General features: G+C 37.3%; 17 protein-coding genes. 2 read left to right on the top strand and 15 right to left on the bottom strand.

The genetic code is table 11. The features are described from left to right. Window positions 1-56: 56 nt before the first annotated feature. The 3 genes from MKX53_RS10970 to MKX53_RS10980 all read right to left on the bottom strand — a co-directional run bounded on the left by MKX53_RS10970 (window position 57) and on the right by MKX53_RS10980 (window position 3,165). A complete protein-coding gene (locus MKX53_RS10970; RefSeq protein ID WP_340762792.1) occupies window positions 57-407 on the bottom strand; it encodes a LapA family protein in 351 nt (116 codons plus the stop codon). A gap of 86 nt (window positions 408-493) precedes the next feature. Next, complete coding sequence (gene secDF / locus MKX53_RS10975) at window positions 494-2,770, bottom strand: protein translocase subunit SecDF (protein WP_340911232.1); 2,277 nt, start codon at window positions 2,768-2,770, stop codon at window positions 494-496. Window positions 2,771-2,847: 77 nt separating this feature from the next. Continuing rightward, window positions 2,848-3,165 carry a post-transcriptional regulator gene (locus MKX53_RS10980; RefSeq protein ID WP_340911234.1) on the bottom strand — a complete coding sequence of 106 codons (318 nt, stop codon included), beginning with the start codon at window positions 3,163-3,165 and terminating at the stop codon, window positions 2,848-2,850. A 92-nt stretch (window positions 3,166-3,257) separates the two neighbouring features. Here MKX53_RS10980 and MKX53_RS10985 point away from each other — a divergent pair, with 92 nt between their 5' ends. Continuing rightward, window positions 3,258-4,784, top strand: coding sequence for a putative polysaccharide biosynthesis protein (locus MKX53_RS10985; protein ID WP_340762795.1), 1,527 nt, complete (start codon window positions 3,258-3,260; stop codon window positions 4,782-4,784). A 7-nt stretch (window positions 4,785-4,791) separates the two neighbouring features. Here the strand turns inward: MKX53_RS10985 and MKX53_RS10990 are convergent, their stop codons facing one another. The 8 genes from MKX53_RS10990 to safA all read right to left on the bottom strand — a co-directional run bounded on the left by MKX53_RS10990 (window position 4,792) and on the right by safA (window position 11,778). Continuing rightward, window positions 4,792-5,433, bottom strand: a complete 642-nt coding sequence (locus MKX53_RS10990; protein ID WP_340830954.1) for a DUF421 domain-containing protein — start codon at window positions 5,431-5,433, stop codon at window positions 4,792-4,794. A 240-nt stretch (window positions 5,434-5,673) separates the two neighbouring features. After that, on the bottom strand, window positions 5,674-5,943 hold the full coding sequence (gene yajC, locus MKX53_RS10995) for a preprotein translocase subunit YajC (protein ID WP_093537027.1): 270 nt from the start codon (window positions 5,941-5,943) through the stop codon (window positions 5,674-5,676). Window positions 5,944-5,988: 45 nt separating this feature from the next. Further along, the gene (gene tgt, locus MKX53_RS11000; protein WP_093537026.1) at window positions 5,989-7,128 is read right to left on the bottom strand and encodes a tRNA guanosine(34) transglycosylase Tgt; all 1,140 of its coding nucleotides are present in this window, start codon (window positions 7,126-7,128) and stop codon (window positions 5,989-5,991) included. Further along, a complete protein-coding gene (gene queA / locus MKX53_RS11005) occupies window positions 7,129-8,169 on the bottom strand; it encodes a tRNA preQ1(34) S-adenosylmethionine ribosyltransferase-isomerase QueA (RefSeq protein ID WP_340911238.1) in 1,041 nt (346 codons plus the stop codon). It lies immediately after the preceding gene. A gap of 17 nt (window positions 8,170-8,186) precedes the next feature. After that, a complete protein-coding gene (gene ruvB / locus MKX53_RS11010) occupies window positions 8,187-9,197 on the bottom strand; it encodes a Holliday junction branch migration DNA helicase RuvB (protein WP_340911240.1) in 1,011 nt (336 codons plus the stop codon). A gap of 23 nt (window positions 9,198-9,220) precedes the next feature. Then, window positions 9,221-9,841: a Holliday junction branch migration protein RuvA gene (gene ruvA, locus MKX53_RS11015; RefSeq protein WP_340911243.1), complete on the bottom strand. Its 621-nt coding sequence runs from the start codon at window positions 9,839-9,841 to the stop codon at window positions 9,221-9,223. Window positions 9,842-10,113: 272 nt separating this feature from the next. Next, entirely contained in the window at window positions 10,114-10,827 is a 714-nt protein-coding gene (locus MKX53_RS11020) for a phosphotransferase (RefSeq protein ID WP_340830958.1), read from the bottom strand. A gap of 138 nt (window positions 10,828-10,965) precedes the next feature. After that, window positions 10,966-11,778, bottom strand: coding sequence for a SafA/ExsA family spore coat assembly protein (gene safA, locus MKX53_RS11025; protein ID WP_340911246.1), 813 nt, complete (start codon window positions 11,776-11,778; stop codon window positions 10,966-10,968). Between the two features lie 136 nt (window positions 11,779-11,914). Between safA and MKX53_RS11030 the strand changes: the two genes are divergently transcribed. Next, window positions 11,915-12,445: a transcription repressor NadR gene (locus MKX53_RS11030; protein ID WP_093537020.1), complete on the top strand. Its 531-nt coding sequence runs from the start codon at window positions 11,915-11,917 to the stop codon at window positions 12,443-12,445. A 190-nt stretch (window positions 12,446-12,635) separates the two neighbouring features. On the opposite strand, the gene pheA is transcribed toward MKX53_RS11030, so the two are convergent. From pheA to MKX53_RS11050, 4 genes are read right to left on the bottom strand one after another with little or no spacing between them, the layout of a single operon-like run. Then, the gene (pheA, locus tag MKX53_RS11035; RefSeq protein ID WP_340911249.1) at window positions 12,636-13,514 is read right to left on the bottom strand and encodes a prephenate dehydratase; all 879 of its coding nucleotides are present in this window, start codon (window positions 13,512-13,514) and stop codon (window positions 12,636-12,638) included. 13 nt (window positions 13,515-13,527) lie between these two features. Next, a complete protein-coding gene (locus MKX53_RS11040; RefSeq protein WP_093537018.1) occupies window positions 13,528-13,983 on the bottom strand; it encodes an ACT domain-containing protein in 456 nt (151 codons plus the stop codon). An 18-nt stretch (window positions 13,984-14,001) separates the two neighbouring features. Further along, window positions 14,002-15,291, bottom strand: a complete 1,290-nt coding sequence (gene obgE, locus MKX53_RS11045) for a GTPase ObgE (RefSeq protein WP_340762808.1) — start codon at window positions 15,289-15,291, stop codon at window positions 14,002-14,004. A gap of 5 nt (window positions 15,292-15,296) precedes the next feature. Further along, window positions 15,297-15,830 carry a Spo0B domain-containing protein gene (locus tag MKX53_RS11050; protein ID WP_340762809.1) on the bottom strand — a complete coding sequence of 178 codons (534 nt, stop codon included), beginning with the start codon at window positions 15,828-15,830 and terminating at the stop codon, window positions 15,297-15,299. Window positions 15,831-15,864: the final 34 nt, after the last annotated feature.

The raw sequence follows: 15,864 nt of genomic DNA on the forward strand, positions 1-15,864 counted from the left end.
GGTGTTTGCAAGGATCTAAAGAAAAACCTTCTGACAGATGTCAAAAGGTTTTAGAGTTAAATAGTTGAATTTTCATCTTTCACTGTCACTGGCTCTTCAAAAAACTCAACTGGCTTTTCTTTGTAAGCTACTACCTCATTTTGTAAAACACCGATGGTAGCATCTTTCTTTTCAATATCCTTCTCCAAGTGCTTCACTTTCCGCGATAATATGAACGACCGATAAATGGCAACGGACCCACTGAGTAACGCTCCTAATAATGCTGAGCCTAAAATCACTAGGATAAGTGGCCATTGTGCTGTTCCAAAAACATAGTTAACTGGAACAGTGTCGACATTGTATATAGCAAATAAGGCAATAATAATAGCGAATATTAAACCGAATAATAATGACCATTGAAATTTCATATTGACCCTCCTTTTTTTACTCATTTATAAAAAAAATGGAACAGAGTATAGTAAAGTTATACCCTGCTCCATATTATACTAAAACATTAAACGACAGGCTCATCAGAACCCCATTTTTTCTCTTCTTTTTTCACTTCTATGCCGCCATTTTTACGCATTTCTTTCACTTTCAAATCAAACCAAATTTGCGCTGCAATGTAGATAGAAGAATACGTTCCAGCTAGTAAGCCGATTAATAGAGCGATTGAGAAATTACGAATTCCTTCCGCCCCGAATATCAATAGAGCTACTACAACTAAAATTACAGTAAGTACTGTATTTACAGAACGTCCAAGAGTTTGTCGTAGTGATTTATTTACAATTGTTGCAAGTTCGTCTTCTGAAGTAATCGTTTTACTACGATGCAAGTTTTCTCGAATACGGTCAAATGTAACAATCGTATCATTTATTGAATAACCAACAATCGTTAATACTGCTGCGATAAATGTAATATCTACCTCTAATCGAAGGATACTAAATACAGCAACCATTAAGAATGCATCATGGAGCAACGAAACGATTGATGCTAGTCCCATTCTCCATTCGAAGCGGAAAGCAACATAAATAACTATTCCAAGAGCAGCAAACATTAATGCTTTTAATGCATTTTTGACAAGTTCTTGACCAACAGTAGGTGAAACCGTACTCACTGATGGGTCCTTACCAAACTGCTCATTCATCTCTACTTTTAGTGTTTTAATTTCTTCTTGTGTAAAGTCTTCTTTGTATCTTACTACTGCACTATCCCCTTTTTCCCCGGAGATGACAATATCATCTGATGGCATGCCTATGTTTTCAATTTTCTCAGTAACAATTTCTTGAGTTAGAGGTTGAGTAGAGTCAATTTGAACCCTTGTACCAGAAGAAAAATCTATACCAAGATTTAACTTGAACACACTCAAAATGATAATACCAGCAATAGTCAATGTTATAGAAGCAATATAGAAGATTTTACGACTATGAACAAAATCAAAACGATCAAATTTTGTTGTTAAGTCAAGCGTATCCACTTCTTCTTCTGGAGCATGCATTCTTTTCTTCGGAATACCAAACCAACCAGGTTTATTATCGAAATAACCACTATGAACTAATAATCCTAGTAGAATACGAGAAGCCCATACTGCTGTGATAAAAATAACTAAAATACTAATTATTAACAGTGTCGCAAATCCTTTTACAGAACTTGTACCAAAGATGAATAATACCGCCGCTGCTAATAATGTAGTAATATTGGCATCGAAAATCGCGGTAAAGGATTCTTTTGCTCCCGCATCGAACGCTTTCTTCACTGATTTACCAATACGTAGTTCTTCTCTTACACGCTCATAGGTTAGGATATTGGCATCTACCGCCATACCTACCCCTAGTACAATTGCCGCGATTCCTGGAAGTGTTAATACACCATTAATCCAGTCAAAAATAACGAGGATTAAGAAAATGTACACTACTAAAGAAATAACCGCAATAACACCAGGTAAACGATAATACCCAATCATGAAAATGAAGATTGCCGCAATACCAATAATACTAGCTAATATGGTACTTTTTAATGCTTCTTCCCCGAATTGCGCACCTACTGAAGTAGAGAATATTTCTTCTAATTCAACCGGAAGAGCACCAGCATTTAAAATTCCCGATAAATGTTTTGTTTCATCAACTGTAAAAGCACCTGAAATTTCTACGCTATCTGAGCTGATACGTTGGGATACTCGTGGAGCTGAAGTGAATTTTTGTTCTTCTTCAGGCTTCAATGCTTCCGCTTTGTAAGAGTCCACACCTTCTTCAAAGTCTAACCAAATAACTAATACATTATCTGGTGCTGGCTTAGCAGCAATTTCTGAAGTAATTTCTGCAAATTTATTTGCATCTTTTAATTCTAATGTTACGATAGGTTGTCCTTGTTGATCAAAAGCTGCATTAGCTCCACCTTCTTTCAAGTCCATTCCATCTAGCATTATATTATCATCAGAATCTCGGAAAGTTAGGTTCGCTTGAGTCGATAGTAACTCTCTGGCAGAGTTCTGATCATCCACACCAGCAAGTTGAACTCGAATACGGTTACCATCTTCAACTTGAATACTAGGTTCACTTACACCTAGAACGTCTATACGGTCCCTAAGTGCTGAAGCTGTATCCGCTACAACGTCTTCCGTTATTTCCTGTCCATCCTTTAATTCTTTTACTTGATAAAGAACTTCAAAACCACCCTGAAGATCTAAACCGAGTTTAATATTGTTCAAGACCCCTGTAACTGTTGGACTGATTGTACCTGCAAAAATAACAATTAGTAATAAAAACGCAACTATGCGCCCTCTAGTTTTCATATGTAAATTTCCTCCTCAAAAAAAAGCAACAACTTTATTATGAAACACGTTGCGCTTACTGTCAAATACCCGTCCATTTACTTTTCTTCAAAATCTGAATTTAATAACATTCGTAATTCATCTTGATTAATCTCAGCAAACCAATTAGAAGTGCGTTGATTATCAATTTGTTCAAATGTCATAAACTCTGCTGGAGAAATAGTTAGAATATCATTGATGATCTGATATAAAGGCAACAAAGATATATCCTTCTTCCTCCACTTCTTCGTCACACAATATTTCCAAATATCTTTTTCCGAAACTGTTTCGTATTGATACACGAAAAACTCATTTCTTTTACTTTCTATAGCTGGTAGTACGTGCGCAAATATTTCTTCATATTTATTATTTTCCATAATATCGCACCTCTTTTAAAGAATAATGTACTAAGCAATAAGCATATTGTTATTGTATACGAAGTTCCTGTATTTGAGAAGGAAGTGTTTAATTGTCTACATTTTTAAAAGGTTCAATTTTGCTGATGATTTCCATTTTTTTGTCCAAGTTTTTAGGTTTTATTTATCGTATGCAGTTTGTTCGCTTAACTGGTGAAGAAACAGTTGGTATTTATATGACTGCATATCCAGCTTTTATTTTTTTCCTTTCTTTGGTACAACTTGGTATTCCGATTGCTATGGCTAAAATTATTGCAGAGCTCCGCGCAAGAAATGCCACAAAAGACTATTTCGCTGTTATGCGAACATCTGTCATTGTCACAGTAATTTCCATCTTAATATTCACACCACTATTTATTTTTGTCACTCCTTATATTTCGGGTAACTTATTAAAAAATGATGCAATCACTATGACATTATTCGTATCCATCGCAATAGTTCCGATTGCTGCCGCTGGAGGAATATTAAAAGGGTTCTTCCAAGGGATTGCTCGATTAGAAGAAACAGCTGTGGCCCAATTGATGGAGCAAATCGTTCGAATTATTTTAATCAGTTTTGCGCTTCCCTTCTTTTTAACTGCTGCTTCACCACAAGAAGCTTCTGCTTATGCAATGCTCTTAGCTCTAATCGCAGAACTTATCGCACTGCTCTATTTGAAATGGAAATATGACAGATGGAAATCTAAACAAAATACTACGAAATCTTCTAAAACGTATCCATTGTCTCCACTCTTTGCAATTGCCTTACCGTCTTCTGGTAGTCGACTATTCGGATCTTTCACATGGTTTTTAGAACCAATTATTTTTATCAAAGCTTTAGCTATTACTGGAGTTACAGCAGTGGCCGCCACTACTCTTTACGGTGTCATTTCAGGTGTTTTAGTCCCTTTGCTATTATTTCCTTCTTTCATCCCGTACGCACTATCTATTGTTCTTATACCAGCTGTAAGTGATGCATTTGCTCGGGGTAATTTTAAACTATTAAAGGAAAGAATTCATCTGTCCTTAAAGTTTTCTACTTTAACTGGCTGTTATGCAGCTACACTATTTTATCTACATGGTGGTGAGCTGGTAGAGGCACTATTTCATGTTGAAAATGCTACTGTTTATATGAAAATTCTATCTCCAATTTTTTTCTTTTATTATATTCAAAGTCCTTTGTTTTCAATTTTGCAGGCATTAGACAATTCAAAGGCCGCATTTCTCAATTCTCTATATGGTGGTGTAGGGAAACTACTACTACTATTTTTTCTCGCTTCTCAAGTTGCTATTCAAGAAAAAGGCGCGATTGTTGCGATTGGATTTGGAGTATTAATTACTTCCTTTTTACATATCGCTTCTTTAAAAGAAAAAAAAGAAGCACAAATTGGCTTCTCATTTTTTGTCATTCCTTACGCTGTGTTTTTGTTAACGATCATTACCAGACCGTTAATATATTCTATTGGAAGTCGTCCTTTACTTATCGATTGCCTATTTACTATGCTATATTTAACAATCGCTTTAGTACTGTTTAGACAGATAAAACGCAAAGAGTTAAGTGTTATTTTCAAGATTGCCAAAAGTTCTAAAAATAGATTTTGATAAATCGCTATTTAAATGAAGTTTTAAGCTGAATATAGAGCTCTTCGTTTTCATAACTGCAGTAAAATATTTTTTTATAACTCATAATTTGCTTTTGTTCTAGTTGTTGGATTAGCCATTTTTCATTTTTCCCAATATGCTCTAAATGTCTCTGTTGTATTTCGCCATCGATGATGAGAGGAAATACATATTGTTCCCCTTCTTTTTTGAAGACGGATAAGTTCCCTGATGACTCCAGAAATGCATAGGAGACAGACTGAATAGATCCAATTTGTTGTTCTCGTAATTGTTGAAGGAGATCATCCAAATTATAGCGTTGTTTTCTCATTTCTTTTTCAACAATTATTCCCTCTCGTATAAGTATGGAAGGTTCACCTTCCATGACATCACGAAATTTTTTACTTTTTAATGAAAAGTAGGAAACGCCCATCTGGATAAAAAATAGCATAAGCACTGGGACAATTGCATTGATAAAACTACTTTGAGGATCGTCCAATGAAAAGCCTGCAACCTCAGCTATTAAAAGAAAAACAACCAAGTCAAAAATACTTAACTCGCCCACTTCTCGTTTTCCCATTAAACGAAAAATCAGTAAAATAAACCAGTACAAAACAAATGTCCGAATTATTATTATGAGTATGTCCTGCACATAATCACCTCATTATTACCTTGCCCAAAGAAAAAGAACTTACTCATAAAATGAGCAAGTTCTTTTTTTATGTATTTTAGTAAAGATAAGCAATTAAGTATCTAAGCCTAGAATACTGCGAATTTATGTGGTGTATCCAGGCATTGCAGCATTTGTTTAGTGCTTCAGGATTTTGAGTAAACAAGGTACTCTTTTACTCAAAATCCTTCCAGTGCCTATCATAGACCGATTCACTTTTTATTATACTTTCGACTCTGAAACTACTCGTCCTACTGCTACGCGCTCAAATTGTAAACGCGTTCCATCTGCAACTGTAACGAAGATCGTTTGATCATCTACTGCATCAACTTTTGCGTGTAACCCACCAACTGTAATGATATCGTCACCACGTTTAAGATTGTTTTGCATTTGTGAAGTTGTTTTTTGGCGCTTTTGTGCTGGACGAATGATGAAGAACCACATTACTGCGAACATAGCAATAATTGGTAACAAACCTACTAATGTATCCATGTATTTATTTCCCCCCTTTTAACTCTATCTTCTAGTATACAAGAATCAGAAGTTTTTTGCATTTGGTTTGTTATACCCATATTCTTCAAAAAATTCTTCTTTAAAATCTAGAAGACGGTCCTCTCGTATTGCCTGTCTTACATTCTCCATTAATTTCATTAGGAAATGCAGGTTATGATACGATGCTAGACGCAATCCGAATGTTTCATCCGCTTTAAATAAATGGCGAATATAAGCACGCGAATAATTTTTACATGTGTAGCAATCGCATTTTTCATCGATCGGTCCAAAATCGCGAGCGAACTTAGCACCTTTAATAACTAGACGACCTTGATGAGTAAAGAATGTACCATTTCGTGCAATACGAGTTGGTAACACACAGTCAAACATATCCACACCATGAATGGACCCATCGATTAATGAATCGGGAGAACCGACTCCCATCAAATAACGAGGTTTATTTTCAGGCATCATTGGCGTAGTAAATTCAAGGACACGATTCATCACATCTTTTGGTTCTCCAACCGATAATCCACCAATGGCATATCCAGGGAAATCAAGAGAAACTAAATCTTTTGCGGATTGACGGCGTAATTCTTCAAATTCTCCACCTTGAATAATTCCAAATAGCCCTTGCTTGTCTGTATTCGTATGCGCAGTTAAACAACGCTCTGCCCAACGTGATGTACGCTCCACAGATGCTTTCATATATTCAAACGATGCAGGAAAAGGTGGACATTCATCAAAGGCCATCATAATATCAGAACCTAAATCATTTTGAATTTCCATGGACTTTTCAGGACTCAAGAACAATTTGTCGCCGTTAAGGTGATTGCGGAAATGAACGCCTTCCTCTTCAATTTTACGCATATCACTTAAACTAAATACCTGGAATCCACCGGAATCTGTAAGAATTGCACGGTCCCAGTTCATAAATTTATGAAGTCCGCCTGCCTCACGAATAATTTCGTTTCCTGGACGCAGCCATAGGTGATAGGTGTTACTTAGAATAATTCCAGCATTCATCTCTTTAATCTCTTCTGGAGCCATTGTTTTTACTGTTGCTTGTGTACCCACTGGCATAAATGCAGGTGTCTCAAATGATCCGTGAGGTGTGTGTACAACGCCTAATCGAGCGCCTGTTTGTTTGTCTTTTTTTATAAGTTCATACGTAACTGCTGTCATTTAATAATTCCTTCCTTTTATAAACATTGCATCTCCAAAACTGAAAAAACGATACTTTAAGTCAACGGCTTCTTTATAGGCACTTAACATAAACTCTCTAGAAGTAAGTGCACTAACAAGCATGACTAAAGTAGATTTAGGTAAGTGGAAATTCGTAATCATCCCATCAATACATTTAAAGTCATAACCAGGATAAATGAAAATCGACGTCCAGCCACTATCAGCTTGAAGTTGTCCATCAAATTTAGTTGCTACTGTTTCCAATGTTCTCGTCGAGGTAGTTCCGACTGCTACAATCTTTCCACCTGCGGCTTTCACTTGGTTAATAGTATCTGCTGTTTCTTCAGTAATTCGATAAAACTCCGAATGCATTTCGTGATCATCGATTGAATCTACGCTAACTGGTCGGAAAGTTCCGAGACCAACATGTAATGTCACAAAGGCTATTTTAACACCTTTTGAGCGAATGTCATCCAATAATACATCGGTAAAATGTAAGCCCGCAGTTGGAGCTGCCGCAGAACCTTGCTCTTTTGCATAGACCGTTTGATATCGATCCTTGTTTTCCAACTTTTCATGAATATACGGGGGAAGCGGCATTTCACCTAATTGATCTAATACCTCAAAAAACACACCTGTATATTCAAAGCGGAAAATTCGGCCACCATGATCTTTTATATCTGTACAAACAGCTTTTAACAATCCGTCACCGAAAGTGATTTCTGTTCCCACTTTTACCCGTTTAGCAGGTTTCACAAGTGTTTCCCAGTGATCCCCTTCTATTTGTGTTAATAATAGAACTTCTATATTGGCACCTGTTTCTTTTTTCATCCCCATCAGACGAGCAGGCATTACCTTCGTGTCATTCAACACGAGGCAATCGCCTTCCTGTAATTCGTCTAATATGTCTTTAAAATGTGTATGTGTATATGACTGTTTTACAAAGTCTGCTATCAATAGCTTGCTACTTGTTCTGTCCAAAAGTGGTGTTTGGGCAATTAATTCTTCGGGCAATTCAAAATCAAAATCTTCTACTCTCATAATTAGGACATCCTTTTTTAGTCTTTTCTTTCTACTGGAAATGGAATTCCAAAATGTTCATAAGCAAGGGCTGTAACAATCCTTCCTCTTGGTGATCGTTGGATAAAGCCAATTTGCAGTAGATATGGTTCATAGACTTCTTCAATTGTCGTTGACTCTTCCCCAATACTTGCTGCAATAGTATCTAATCCAACAGGACCACCTCTAAAACGTTCGATCATGGACATAATTAGTTTATGGTCAATATGATCTAATCCACGAGGATCGACTTGTAGAAGCTCTAGAGCCTCTCTAGCAATTTCAAGTGAAATATAGCCATTCCCACGAACCTGTGCATAATCCCGTACTCTTTTTAACAATCGGTTCGCTATTCGCGGAGTTCCTCGAGATCTTCTAGCTATTTCTCCAGCAGACTCATGGTCAATGGAAGCATTAAATAAATCTGCACTGCGAACCACAATAGAGGTCAATGCATCTTCCTCATAATAATCCAGTCGCAATAATACTCCAAAACGATCACGTAATGGGGCTGATAATGCACCGGCTCTAGTAGTGGCGCCTATTAATGTAAATGGGGGCAAGTCTAGACGCACACTTCTTGCAGCTGGTCCTTTTCCTACTACGATATCCAAGCAAAAGTCTTCCATTGCCGGATAAAGGACTTCCTCAATCGAACGATTCAACCGATGAATTTCATCTATAAATAATACATCTCCAGGTTCAAGTGAACTAACAATTGCCGCTAAGTCTCCCGGACGCTCGATAGCTGGTCCACTTGTCATTCGAATTTGTACATCCATTTCATTTGCAATTACAGCAGCAAGTGTTGTTTTACCAAGTCCAGGAGGTCCGTATAATAGACAGTGATCTAAACTTTCACTTCTCATTTTGGCTGCTTCTATAAATATTTCTAAATTATGCTTAATCTTATCTTGCCCAATATATTGTTTAAGAAACTGAGGACGAAGTGATTGCTCGAAAGGTTCATCAAAATTTGAAATTTCGCTGGAAATTACACGTTCATCCATAGCAAGAACCTCCTTTCTTTTGTTTATTTACCTGAAAATAATAGCTGTAAGGCTTTTTTCATAAATTGATCAGTTGTTTGAAGTTCCGCTTCCGCTTTAAGGAGTGGGCGAATTTTAGCTAACTCTCTTTCGGAATATCCTAATGCTGTTAATGCTAGCATCGCTTCTTCTAGTTCGTGAGCAGCTTCTCCATTATCGAATAAGTTTGGCCCCTCATCCTCGTATTCTAGCTGTTCAAAATCTATTAAATCGTTTAGTTTTCCTTTTAAATCTAATATCATTTGACGAGCAGTTTTCTTGCCTACACCAGGAAATTTCACTAAGAAGGTTTCATCTTCTCGCTCGATTGCTTGAATAACATGAGTTGGCTCCCCACTAGCTAATATAGCCAAGGCACCCTTTGGTCCAATGCCCGAAACTAAAATAAGCTTACGAAATAATTCCCTCTGCGCTAGGCTAGGAAATCCCATTAGCTGTTGTGCATCTTCCCGAACATGAAAATGCGTATATACTTGGACCATTTCCTCACTTTTTCTGAAGGCAAACGGATTGGGAGTAAAGAGTTGGTAACCTATTCCCTGCTGTTCCAATACTACGTATTCTGGAGTAACTCGAGTTACTTGTCCTTTTATGTAATCATACATCCTTAAATCCCTCACAATTCATACTGTCCATTATAGCATAAGATCAAAAGCGTAAGCGCCTATGTCAGCCCTGAAAAGCGCTGGAAGAAATGTAATCAAGGCGCACTTTGCCTTTATTACATTTCTGAAGCGACTCGAAGGGCTAGGCGCTGGAGTCTGGATGGAGAATCACTTGTAAGTAGTTATCAACCTGCCATACAATTTATAATTTCCAAAGGCACAAACAAAGATGGCCGCTCAAATCTCGAGCGACCAACTCCTAAAAAGAACGATTAAAGTTTACTTAAAGTATAGCATAAATTGGGCCATTCTGTTAACGCTTTGTTCGTATAAGGTATTAACTGCTCGATAAATTTCTGTTTTCGCTCTTTCGGCAATGAGTACGCATATAACCACTCACGGTATAGTTCATTTGGATACATCATTGCTTCTTTATAGCGTCGAACTACTTTTTCAAGATGCGGAAATTCATGGATGAGCAACCGAATATCATAATTTATCTCCGGGAGGACCCGGTGCATCCAGAGTATGTTTTCCATTTCCCTTGGACCAATCACTGCGAGATCAAAATCAATTATTTTGTAATCTGAGCTGTCGGATAAAAAATTATGATGAACAACATCCCCGTGTAACAAGGTGCGCTTTTCCATATTAAATGGTTTCATATTACGTAAAGCGATATCACCACAAAGCAAAAGAAATTTTGTCTGCTCCCAACCTATATGTGACTCGATGAAAAAGGAGATTTCGTTCATCTTCCATTTCCGGTTCTGCCATTTAGAAATAAGGTTAAAAGAATAAAATAGATTACTATCTTCCCAGTCAACCATTTTATTTGTCTCATGAATTTGACTCAGGAGTAAATGGACTGCTTTTCTGTCTTCCTTGAACCGATAGGAAACCGTATGATCCCCTTTATACCAGGGTTGAATAATAAAGTCTTCTTGGGTCGATTCTATAATAGGAAGTATAAAAGGTTTTTCCATGTATTCTAGTTCTTTATGAATTAGGCGAATTTTTTCTGCCTGCTCAACAGTCGGATATTTTTTTACAGAGAATATGCCGTTTTCATTTTTCCATTTCCATACATTTTTCTTGATTTGCCGTATATACGTACTCACGTTTTAATAATGTGGGTAGGGATATGGAGGACATGGATATACAGGAACGTAACATATCTGTACACAAGGATGCCCTCCGTACTCTGCTTGGTGGTGCATGTATGGATATGGCTGTACTGGTGGGCATGGATACATTACCGGGTATGATGGTGATGGTTCGAATGTTGGTGAAGCTTCTTGTGCTATTGGGCTTGTTAGCTGCGGTGTTGGTTGAATAGGTATTGGCTGGACAGGCTGCGGTGTTGGTTCTGCTTTTGGTTGTACTTGCGGTGCTGTTTCCATCTCTATATCAAAATTTTGGATATGGTTGTGTATATGAATAGATGTAGACTCCATTAATCTCCAGCCTTGTGGAGACGGTGTCATATCAATATCTGGGACAGGCATCATATGGAATGGGAATGTATAAGCAGGTGGTTGCATTGGTTGCTGCGGAAGTGGTTGTGGCATTGGTTGCTGCTTTGGTTGTTGTTTGGGTTGCTGCGGCATCTGATACGTAGGTGCAACAGGTTGAGTAGGCATTCTCGGTGGTGCAGGTTGCATTTTCGTTTTGTCCATAGGTTGCTGGATTTTCACTTCCTCCTTTTTCATCATTTCTTTATTCACCATTTCTTGCTTTACTGGTCGATTATCACTGTACGGATGCGTAGTCGATTCCATTTTTTTCGTGTTTGGTATAAATATTTTCATGCCAGGCACTATATATTCGGGATTGGCCAAATGCGCATTTACTTTCTTTAATTCCTCAAAAGAAACACCGTAATTTCTGGAGATTTTCCATAGAGTGTCCCCTTTTACAACAATATGAGTTTGCACAGTCTTCCTCCTTCCTTCTCCTTTAAATTATGTCTACCATCTTAAAATGGTCACAGATTTTAAACAAACAACCACCCCTTCATGATAAACTTATGAATAGCAACCAAGTCATTATGCAAGTTTGGAGGAGTTAATCGTGAAAAAGTTAAAAGGCGAGGAACGTAGGAATTGGATTTTCTCCTATTTAAAGGAACAACATGTACCCGTGACTGGCAATCAGTTAGCAAAGCTCGCTAATGTCAGCAGACAGGTTATTGTGAATGATATAACCTTATTAAAGGCAACGAATGCTGCTATTGTCTCTACTAGTCAAGGCTATATAGCTCTTCCGGATAAAGAAAGTACCCCTTATGTTCAGCAACGAGTTGCTTGCAATCATCAATCTACTCATTCCGAGGATGAGCTCTTAGCTTTAGTAGATGCAGGAGTCACTGTAGAGAATGTTACGATTGAACATCCTGTATACGGAGAAATAACGTCATCCATTATGGTTTCAAATCGTCACGACGTTGAAATGTTTTTGAAGAAAGTTCGAGATACAGACGCTCCGTTTTTACTGGAGCTCACTGCGGGAATTCATTTGCATTTGTTATCCGCTCCAACCGAAGAAATTTTAAATAGAGGTATTCATGCAATTAGGGAAAAAGGTTATTTATTAGAAGGATAATTTCAAATATGGGGTTGGGGAAATGATGACATTCCGGTTATTCATCATTACTTTCTGGTGATTCCGGAGCTCATTCAGGTGATTCTCTCCTACATTCGAGTGTTTTTTTAAAACATTCAGGTGATCCTTTGAAACATTCAGGTGTTTCTACATTTTTAAACAGTAGACATAAAAAACGAAGCGAATCCATTTATGAACGGATCGCTTCGTTTTTTGTTTCGTATGTATAATACGAGCCTAATGATTTTACACCACAGCCTAGTGACTTTAACTCTTCAATAGCACCAATCATCATTGGCTTCTTTTCATCCTCAAGCACATCTATGATAAAGAAATATTGCCCTAAACCTGTTTTTAATGGTCGTGACTCAATTTTACTTAAATTGAGTTGTCTCCATGCAAAGACCGATAGCACTTGATGCAATGCACCAGAGCGATCATCTTTAGGTAATGTAATCATAACAGTAGTTTTCACTTGATCGGTATGACCATCTTGGACAATACAATCATTCTTTTTAGAAATCACAAAAAATCTGGTGTGATTAAAATGAAAATCATGTATATTGTGCTCCACAATCTTTAATCCATATTCCGTTGCAGCTGAAGTATTTCCAATTGCAGCAATACATAAATCTTCGTTTTCCGAAACGTATTTAGCTGCTGCTGCAGTTGATGAAGATTGTTCTAATGGAACTTTCCCAAATCGATAATACAAATATTTATGGCATTGCGCTAAAGCATGTGGATGGGAGTACACTGTTGTCATTTCTTCCCATCGTTCCACATTACTTGGGTGAACCATTAAATGTTGCTCAATCGGAGATATTAGCTCAGCAGTCACGAACAGCTCTGCTTCATGGAACAAATAGTCGATCGTTAACGGAACTGTTCCCTCTAGTGCATTTTCTAGTGGAACGACCGCTATATCCACTTCTCCATTTGCAACTGCTTCAATACACTCGGGTATAGTCCGTATCGGTACTAATACATCCTCTTGAAATAATGATTTAGTTGCTAAATGTGTAAAAGAAGCTTCTGGTCCTAAAAAAGCAATTTGTTTGGTTGTCATTAGAAAAACCTCCTTATAGAGCACCAGAGCTAATCACTTCTGCAGATTCTACAAAATCTAATCGTTTCATTTCATTCAAAAAGTCTTCTAATTCCTTGTTCATCGCTGTTACATCAAGTGATAATGTTACACTTGCTCTTCCTTGAATCGGTATTGTTTGATGGATAGTCAACACATTACATGCGTAATTAGCCACCAATTGCAATAACCTAGCAAGTGTACCTTCTCTATCTTCTAATTGAAGAAAGACCGTTAAAATCCGTTCTTGAACAATCGAATGGAATGGAAAAACCGCATCACGATATTTATAAAAAGCACTGCGAGATAAATCTACTTCTTTTACGGCATCCCAAATCGAAGATGCCTTTCCAGATTGAAGGAGATGTTTTGCATCCAAGGTTTTTTGCATTGCCTCTGTCAGCACATCCTCCCGTACTAAAAAAAATCTCTGGCTTGTTACATCTTTCATGCGGTTCCCTACTTTCCTCTATTCGATAAATTCAAACTCAAATCTTAGTAATCGTACTATGTCACCATCTTTAGCTCCGCGCTGACGTAGTGCATCATCAATACCCATCCCACGAAGTTGTCTAGAGAATCTACGAATAGAGTCTTCTCTACTGAAATCAGTCATTTTAAATAATCTTTCCACTGATCCGCCAGCAAGTACAAACGCTCCATCATCATCTCTAGTAACAGTAAAGTCGTCTTCTTTGGCTTGATATTTGTACATTACAGACGTTTCTGTTTCTTCTTCCACCAATTCTTCTAATGGGAATTCCGGTGCAACCTCTAACATGTCTGCTACTGCAAATAATAATTCTTGTAAACCTTGACGAGAAATAGCAGAAACAGGGAATACTTTCATATCTGCTCCAACTTTTTCTTTAAAGACTTTTAAATTATCTTCCGAGTCTGGCATGTCCATTTTATTGGCTACAATAATTTGTGGTCTTTCTGTTAAACGAAGATTGTATTGTTTTAATTCATCATTAATAGTTAAATAATCTTCGTAAGGATCGCGACCTTCCATTCCAGACATATCGATTACATGTACAATTACACGCGTACGTTCGATATGACGTAGGAACTGATGTCCTAGCCCTATTCCTTCATGAGCACCTTCAATTAGGCCCGGTAAATCGGCCATTGCAAAGCTGCGGTGATCTTCTGTTTCTACCATTCCTAGGTTCGGTACAATTGTTGTAAAATGGTATGGAGCAATTTTAGGCTTAGCTGCTGATACAACCGATAATAGTGTAGATTTCCCGACACTTGGGAACCCAACTAAACCAACATCTGCTAAAACTTTCAACTCTAACTCTACATTTAACTCAAAACCTGGCTCTCCTTTTTCAGAAAGCTCTGGAGCTGGATTTGCAGGTGTTGCAAAGCGAGAGTTACCTCTACCACCACGTCCACCTCTTGCAATTACAGCTTGTTGTCCATGCTCTACTAAATCAGCAATTACTTCGCCAGTTTCTTCGTTTTTAACAACAGTTCCAGGTGGTACTTTAATGATTAAATCATCTGCATTGGCACCATGCATATTCTTACTACCACCATGAACTCCTCTAGTCGCTTTAAAAATGCGCTTATAGCGGAAATCCATCAATGTACGAAGACCCTCTTCTACTTCGAAGATAACGTCTCCACCATTTCCTCCGTCCCCACCTGCAGGACCTCCTAAAGGAACATACTTCTCACGACGGAATCCAACCATACCATCTCCGCCGTCACCACCCTTGACATAAACTTTCACGTGATCTACAAACATTTACTTCACTCCAATCTTCCACTTGCAATTAGTTTTACTGTTATCGAATTGTTGGTTGCTTCTAATATTTCCAGCTGAAATAAATCTTCAATTAGTTCATCCCGCCATTTATTATTAGACCAATCTCCCCGAATATCTATTAGTATTTCCAAAAATTCATCTGAAATGATATGAAGTTTCAGGAACTGCTCTTGATATCCTCTAAAATGTGGGTATATAGCTTGTACGAATCTACTTAAATAATCTTTTAAGGCTTCATCGTACATACTTGCTTTTCTATTTAGAAGAGATGTTTGAACATCTAAAGTTAATTGATTATATTTAATACTAAATGTTTGTAGCCATTCATTTGTTTTATATAAACCAATATTATTTATATCAAAAAATTGGTTGCATTTTTGGGAATATTTTTTTATTAAAGCCTTAGCTTCCTCTGTTTTACCCATATCTAAGTTCATTTGCAAAAGATGCATATTATTTAAATAATCATGCATTGTATGACGAAGTATTTCATTTAAAGTAATCTCGTTATGATCCATGTAAGTTACACATCCCAACATTTACTATCCTCTA

The sequence above is a fragment of the Psychrobacillus sp. FSL K6-4615 genome (genome assembly GCF_038008225.1).
Lineage (GTDB): Bacteria > Bacillota > Bacilli > Bacillales_A > Planococcaceae > Psychrobacillus > Psychrobacillus psychrotolerans.

Excerpts from the sequence above, each read along its gene's own strand:
- MKX53_RS10970 (WP_340762792.1), bottom strand. The coding sequence starts at position 407 with ATGAAATTTCAATGGTCATTATTATTCGGTTTAATATTCGCTATTATT.
- secDF (WP_340911232.1), bottom strand. The coding sequence starts at position 2,770 with ATGAAAACTAGAGGGCGCATAGTTGCGTTTTTATTACTAATTGTTATT.
- MKX53_RS10980 (WP_340911234.1), bottom strand. The coding sequence starts at position 3,165 with ATGGAAAATAATAAATATGAAGAAATATTTGCGCACGTACTACCAGCT.
- yajC (WP_093537027.1), bottom strand. The coding sequence starts at position 5,943 with ATGGATACATTAGTAGGTTTGTTACCAATTATTGCTATGTTCGCAGTA.
- tgt (WP_093537026.1), bottom strand. The coding sequence starts at position 7,128 with ATGACAGCAGTTACGTATGAACTTATAAAAAAAGACAAACAAACAGGC.
- queA (WP_340911238.1), bottom strand. The coding sequence starts at position 8,169 with ATGAGAGTAGAAGATTTTGATTTTGAATTGCCCGAAGAATTAATTGCC.
- ruvB (WP_340911240.1), bottom strand. The coding sequence starts at position 9,197 with ATGGATGAACGTGTAATTTCCAGCGAAATTTCAAATTTTGATGAACCT.
- ruvA (WP_340911243.1), bottom strand. The coding sequence starts at position 9,841 with ATGTATGATTACATAAAAGGACAAGTAACTCGAGTTACTCCAGAATAC.
- MKX53_RS11020 (WP_340830958.1), bottom strand. The coding sequence starts at position 10,827 with ATGGAAAAACCTTTTATACTTCCTATTATAGAATCGACCCAAGAAGAC.
- pheA (WP_340911249.1), bottom strand. The coding sequence starts at position 13,514 with ATGACAACCAAACAAATTGCTTTTTTAGGACCAGAAGCTTCTTTTACA.
- MKX53_RS11040 (WP_093537018.1), bottom strand. The coding sequence starts at position 13,983 with ATGAAAGATGTAACAAGCCAGAGATTTTTTTTAGTACGGGAGGATGTG.
- obgE (WP_340762808.1), bottom strand. The coding sequence starts at position 15,291 with ATGTTTGTAGATCACGTGAAAGTTTATGTCAAGGGTGGTGACGGCGGA.
- MKX53_RS11050 (WP_340762809.1), bottom strand. The coding sequence starts at position 15,830 with ATGGATCATAACGAGATTACTTTAAATGAAATACTTCGTCATACAATG.